Origin of the sequence: Streptomyces sp. NPDC006265, from assembly GCF_040613555.1 — a bacterium.
Taxonomy (GTDB): Bacteria; Actinomycetota; Actinomycetes; order Streptomycetales; family Streptomycetaceae; genus Streptomyces.
On record NZ_JBEXSH010000617.1, the window covers coordinates 1 to 5,526 of the forward strand.

Annotated in this window: 4 protein-coding genes; 2 read left to right on the forward strand and 2 right to left on the reverse strand. The window is 66.8% G+C overall.

The features are described from left to right. Together ABZ281_RS35550 and ABZ281_RS35555 are read right to left on the reverse strand one after the other, a co-directional pair. A partial coding sequence (locus ABZ281_RS35550) for an ABC transporter permease/substrate binding protein (protein WP_356662198.1) occupies window positions 1-2,688 on the reverse strand: 2,688 nt, incomplete at its 3' end. Beyond that, window positions 2,681-3,769 (reverse strand): glycine betaine/L-proline ABC transporter ATP-binding protein, encoded by a 1,089-nt coding sequence (locus ABZ281_RS35555; protein WP_356662199.1) that lies wholly within the window; start codon window positions 3,767-3,769, stop codon window positions 2,681-2,683. The genes ABZ281_RS35550 and ABZ281_RS35555, both read right to left, overlap by 8 nt. A gap of 197 nt (window positions 3,770-3,966) precedes the next feature. Here ABZ281_RS35555 and ABZ281_RS35560 point away from each other — a divergent pair, with 197 nt between their 5' ends. Both ABZ281_RS35560 and ABZ281_RS35565 read left to right on the forward strand, forming a co-directional pair. Then, window positions 3,967-4,896, forward strand: coding sequence for a 5'-3' exonuclease (locus ABZ281_RS35560; RefSeq protein WP_356662201.1), 930 nt, complete (start codon window positions 3,967-3,969; stop codon window positions 4,894-4,896). Between the two features lie 79 nt (window positions 4,897-4,975). After that, window positions 4,976-5,526, forward strand: a 551-nt coding sequence (locus ABZ281_RS35565; RefSeq protein ID WP_356662200.1) for a siderophore-interacting protein, incomplete at its 3' end; no start/stop codon positions are given.

Below are 5,526 nucleotides of genomic sequence, written 5' to 3' on the forward strand. Positions count from 1 at the left end.
GAAGCAGCGATCACACGGGACATGTCCACCCGCCTCAGCTGCCCTTCCTGCGGTTCCGCGCATGTGGCCCAGATGCTCGGCGACAACGGCGGGATCTTCCAAACCCGGCCGAGCGTCCAGCCACTGGCGTGCGGAAGCCTTCTCATTTCCGGCGCCTCCCTTTTGTATCGCCACTTCGAGGGAGGCCAGTTGCGGTTCGGTCATCCTGAAATCCTTGAGCCATCCAGAGAACTCATAGAATTCCTTGCTGAAGCCCTTGTGGGCGACGGTGTGGATCTGTTCACCCTTGCCCCAGGCACCCTTCGGGTCCTTCAGCTTCTTCAGGTCGTACTTCCCGTACGCCCAGTGCGGCGACCACAGGGTCACCACCACCGGCTCCTTCTTCTTGATGGACCGATCCAGCTCCGCCAGCATCGACGACGTACTCGACGACACCACCTTGTACTCGCCCTCCAGCCCATAGGCCTTCAGGACGTCCTTGTTCAGCGTCCCCATCATCCCGGCACTGGCCTCGATACCGATGATCTTGCCACCGAACTTCTTCCCCTGCCCCTTCAGATCCGCCAGGGAATCGATGCCCTTCACATACGAGGGCACCGTCAACTCCAAAGACGTCGGCCCGTACCACGATCCAAGATCCTCGAGCTGCGAACCGTACTTGTCCCAGTACGCCTTGTGCGTCGTCGGCAACCAGGCATCCAATTGCACGTCCATCTGCCCCTGCGCGAGAGACGAATACAACGGACCGGGGTCGAGCTGCTTGAGCTGTGGCTTGTATCCGCGGTCCTCCAGAATGTTCTGCCACAGATAGGAGGCGGCAATGGCCTCGTCCCACGGGAAGTAGCCCATATTGACAGTCTTGCCCGCGTCCTTGCCCTGCGCCTTGGTCCCTGAGGGGTTCGGAGCGAGCTTGTCCGCCAGGCCGGGGTTCTTCTTCAGCCAGGTCTGTACACCGTCCTGCTCGTGCCCCTCACCGGCAGCGCGGATCTCGTTCTCCAGAGTGGTCAGCTGCTTCTCGGTGAGCTTGAAATTCTTCAGCCACTGCGCAGCGACCGGGTCCTTGGCGGAGAAGCCCTTGTGGGCGACGGTGTGGATCTGTTCACCCTTGCCCCAGGCACCCTTCGGGTCCTTCAGCTTCTTCAGGTCGTACTTCCCGTACGCCCAGTGCGGCGACCACAGGGTCACCACCACCGGCTCCTTCTTCTTGATGGACCGATCCAGCTCCGCCAGCATCGACGACGTACTCGACGACACCACCTTGTACTCGCCCTCCAGCCCATAGGCCTTCAGGACGTCCTTGTTCAGCGTCCCCATCATCCCGGCACTGGCCTCGATACCGATGATCTTGCCACCGAACTTCTTCCCCTGCCCCTTCAGATCCGCCAGGGAATCGATGCCCTTCACATACGAGGGCACCGTCAACTCCAAAGACGTCGGCCCGTACCACGATCCAAGATCCTCGAGCTGCGAACCGTACTTGTCCCAGTACGCCTTGTGCGTCGTCGGCAACCAGGCATCGGTCTGGAAGTCGATGTCCCCACGGGCCACACCCGAGTAGAGCGGACCAGGGTCGAGCTGCTTGACGTTGGTCTTGTAACCGCGCTCCTCCAGCAGTTCCTTCCACAGATACGTGGTGGCGGTGCCCTCGTCCCAGGGGATGTAGCCGATGTTGATCTGCTTGCCTTGGCCCACGTTCGCACTCGGCCGGGCCTCGGACCGGTCGGGGCCGAACAGGTTCATACCGCCCGCTATCAGCGCGAGGACGACCACGCCGACGACGGCGACCGAGCCGGCGGGCCGGTAGTGCGCGAACCTGACACGTCCGGCGACGGCCGCCGTCTTGGCGGCGGCCCGGCGTCCCAGCGGGGAGACGCGCTCGCCCAGTGCTCCGGTCATCCGGTCCAGGTACATGGCGAGAATGACCACGGCGGTGCCGCTCTCGGCGGCAAGGCCGACCTTCAGCTGTGTGATCGCGGAGTACACCTGTTCACCGAGACCACCTGCGCCCGCCATGCCTCCGATGACAACCATCGACAGGGCCAGCATGATCACCTGATTGACACCGGCCATGATCGTTGGCAGGGCGAGTGGCAGCTGCACACGGGTGAGGGTGTCACGCGGGCTGGTACCGAACGCCTCGGCCGCTTCAATGAGCTCGCTGTCGACCTGCCGGATGCCGAGTTCGGTCATACGGACTCCGGGCGGCATCGCGAAGATGATCGTCGCCAGCAAGCCGGGAGTCGTTCCGACGCCGAAGAACATGACGCCGGGAATGAGGTAGACGAAGGCCGGCATCGTCTGCATGACGTCGAGCACCGGCCGCAGCTGAGCACTGACCCGCTTGCTGCGAGCAGCCCAGATACCCAGGGGAACCGCGATCACGACCGTGATGACGGCGGCCACGAGCACGAGCGACAGCGTGTCCATCGCATCGCCCCACAACCCGAGCGCGTCGATGAGCACGAGACCCACGAAGGCGACCGCCCCGGAGACCAGGCCGCGTAGCCACCAGGCGATCACTGTCAAGATGCCGATCATCAGGAGGGGCTCACCGCCACCGAGCACGGCGTCAACACCGTCGTACATACCGCCCAGCACGACTTGGACGACGTCGAAGACCCACGTCAGGTGAGACTGCAACCAGTCGACAGCGTCCTCGACCCAGTTGCCGAACTGAATCCTAGGCACGGGTCACCACCTTGTCTCCGCCGTTGTCCCGCGGGAATTCGCAGGTCGTCGGGGCGGACTGCTCGTCGCCGAGGAAGCCGACGAGGCGTTGTCCCGTGACCACTCCGACGAGTTTCCGCTTCGCGTCGAGCACCGCGACGGGGTGAGTCAACCGGGCGCTGATCGCGCACAGCTCCGTGAACGGGGTGTCGGGCGTGGCGGTCTCGCAGTGGCAGCCGGGGTCGTCACCGGTGACCGAGGTGTCCATGACGTCGCCCGCGGTCAGGACGCGGGAGCGGTCGACGTCCTGGGTGAAGGAGGCGACGTAGTCGTTCTCCGGCCGCAGCAGGATGTCCTGGGCGGTGCCGATCTGGACGATGCGGCCGTCGCGCATGACGGCGATGCGGTCGCCCAGGCGCATGGCCTCGTTCAGGTCGTGGGTGATGAAGACGATCGTCTTCTTGAGCTTCTGCTGGAGTTCCAGCAGCTGGTCCTGCATGTCACGGCGGATCAGCGGGTCCAGGGCACTGAAGGACTCGTCCATCAGCAGCAGGTCGGCGTCGGTGGCGAGCGCGCGGGCGAGGCCGACGCGCTGCTGCATGCCGCCGGACAGCTCGTCGGGCCAGGACTTCTCCCAGCCGGACAGGCCGCACAGGGCGAGCGCCTCGTCGGCGCGGCGTGCGCGCTCGGCGCGGGGCACGCCCTGCACTTCCAGACCGTAGGCGGCGTTCTCACGCACGCTGCGGTGCGGGAAGAGCGCGAAGTGCTGGAACACCATGCTGATCTTCTTGGAGCGGACCTCGCGCAGTTCGCGGGCGCCGAGCGTGGTCAGGTCCTGGCCGTCGAAGCGCACATGCCCGGCGGTCGGCTCGAGCAGGCCGTTCAGCATGCGCAACAGGGTGGACTTGCCGGAACCGGACAGGCCCATGACGACGAAGATCTGGCCGGGCTCCACGGTGAAGGACGCGTCGACCACGGCGGCGGTCGTGCCCTCGGCGCGCAGTTCCTCACGGTCGGCTCCGTCGCGGAGCCGCTCGACCGCTCGGTCCGGTCTTCTGCCGAACACTTTGTAGAGGCTCTCGGCCTCGAGCGTTGCTGACACGTGCACCTCTATTTAGACGGCAACAGAACAGAGCGAGGACCAGGCGCAAACAGTTGAAATGCGCAACCAGCCTCGCTCCGGGGCGGCACCTCCCCCCGATCCCCGGCAGCAAACTCGAAAGTGGGACGCTTCACACCGAAAGCGCAGAGTGCAACGCGTTGCGCTGCGGCGAGGCGCTGTCGGCGGCGTACGGCATGATGCGTGGCGTGACCGGACGACTGATGCTCCTCGACACCGCTTCCCTGTACTTCCGCGCCTACTTCGGCGTCCCGGACTCGGTCCGGGCCCCGGACGGTACGCCGGTGAACGCCGTGCGCGGACTGCTCGACTTCATCGACCGCCTGGTCAAGGACCACCGGCCGGACCTCCTGGTGGCCTGTATGGACGCCGACTGGCGGCCGCAGTGGCGGGTGGACCTGATCCCCTCCTACAAGGCGCACCGAGTCGCCGAGGAGCACGCGGTGGGCCCGGACGAGGAGGAAGTGCCCGACACGCTGTCGCCGCAGGTGCCGGTCATCGAGGCGGTGCTGGACGCGGTGGGCATCGCCCGCGTGGGCGTCGCCGGCTACGAGGCGGACGACGTCATCGGCACATTCACCGCCGGGGCGAACGGCCCGGTCGACATCGTCACGGGCGACCGCGACCTGTACCAACTGGTGGACGACGCGCGCGGGGTGCGCGTGCTGTACCCGCTGAAGGGCGTGGGGACGCTGCAGCACACCGATGAGGCGGTGCTGCGTGAGAAGTATGGGGTGGACGGCAGCGGGTACGCGGATCTGGCCCTGTTGCGCGGCGACCCGAGTGACGGCCTGCCGGGCGTGCCGGGCATCGGTGAGAAGACAGCCGCCAAGCTGCTGGCCGAGTTCGGGGACCTGGCCGGGATCATGGCGGCGATCGAGGACCGGGGGTCGAAGCTGACGCCGACCCAGCGCAGGCGACTGGACGAGGCGCGTCCCTATCTCGCGGTCGCGCCGAAGGTGGTCCGGGTCGCGGACGACGTACCCCTGCCCGACGTTTCCACGACGCTGCCCCGCACGCCGCGCGACCCGGCGGCACTTCAGGCGCTGGCGGCCCGCTGGGGACTGGGTGGGTCCCTGGAGCGGCTGATGTCGACGCTCTCGACGTGATCTCTCGCCGCAAGAGGTGCGAAGTGGGGGTGGGGTGCTAACTTAGGTTACCCTAACTATGCGAGACAGGGAGGTCCTCATGGCAGAGCGACCGGGACGCCAGCCGCGCAAGGTCCATTCCGCGCAGGTCGTGCGCACCGAGCGGCTGACCCCGCACATGCAGCGCGTGGTGCTCGGCGGCGAGAACCTCGCCGACTTCGCGGCGGGCGCGTGCACCGACCACTACGTGAAGCTGCTGTTCCCGCCCGCGGGCGTCACCTATCCGGAACCCTTCGACCTGCAGCGCGTCAGGGACGGGCTGCCACGCGAACAGTGGCCGGTGACCCGGACCTACACGGTCCGCCACTGGGACGCCGAGCACCGCGAGCTGACGCTGGACTTCGTCATCCACGGCGACGAGGGCCTGGCCGGCCCGTGGGCCGCGCGCGTCCGGCCGGGCGAGACCGTCCGCTTCACGGGACCCGGTGGGGCGTACGCACCCGACCCGGACGCGGACTGGCACCTGCTCGTCGGTGACGAGAGCGCGCTGCCCGCGATCGCCTGCGCCCTGGAGGCGTTGCCGCGCGGGACCAGGGCGTACGCCTTCGTGGAGGTCTCCGGCCCCGAGGAGGAGCAGAAGATCGACTCGGA

Coding starts and splice junctions, on each gene's coding strand:
- ABZ281_RS35560 (WP_356662201.1), top strand. CDS start 3,967: ATGCGTGGCGTGACCGGACGACTGATGCTCCTCGACACCGCTTCCCTG.